Annotated in this window: 1 protein-coding gene; it reads left to right on the top strand. The window is 65.1% G+C overall.

The features are described from left to right. The coding region (locus A6R74_RS11685) for an Ig-like domain-containing protein (RefSeq protein ID WP_121499394.1) at positions 1-410 on the top strand (410 nt) is incomplete at both ends.

The raw sequence follows: 410 nt of genomic DNA, 5'->3' as shown, positions 1-410 counted from the left end.
GACACCATCGCCGGTGACGACGTGATCAACGGCGAAGAAGCCACCCAAACCATCAGCGTGACCGGCAGCGTGGGCGGCGACGCCAAAGCAGGCGACACCGTCACCCTGACCGTGGGTGACAACAGCTACGAAGGCACCGTGGGCGAAGACCTCACTTATGCCATCGACGTCCCGGGCAGCGTGCTGGCCGAGAACGACAGCGTGACCGCTGAAGTCACCGGTAGCGACGCCGCAGGCAACGCCTACAGTGCTGACGCCGCCCGTGACTATGGCGTCGACACCGACGCCAGCGCCACGATCACCATCGACACCATCGCTGGTGACGACGTGATCAACGGCGAAGAAGCCACCCAAACCATCAGCGTGACCGGCAGCGTGGGCGGCGACGCCAAAGCAGGCGACACCGTCAC

Origin of the sequence: Halomonas sp. ALS9, assembly GCF_001651035.1 — a bacterium.
Lineage (GTDB): Bacteria > Pseudomonadota > Gammaproteobacteria > Pseudomonadales > Halomonadaceae > Vreelandella.
The sequence above is the reverse complement of the archived record's forward strand: the minus strand, read 5'-3'. Positions and strand labels throughout refer to the sequence as shown.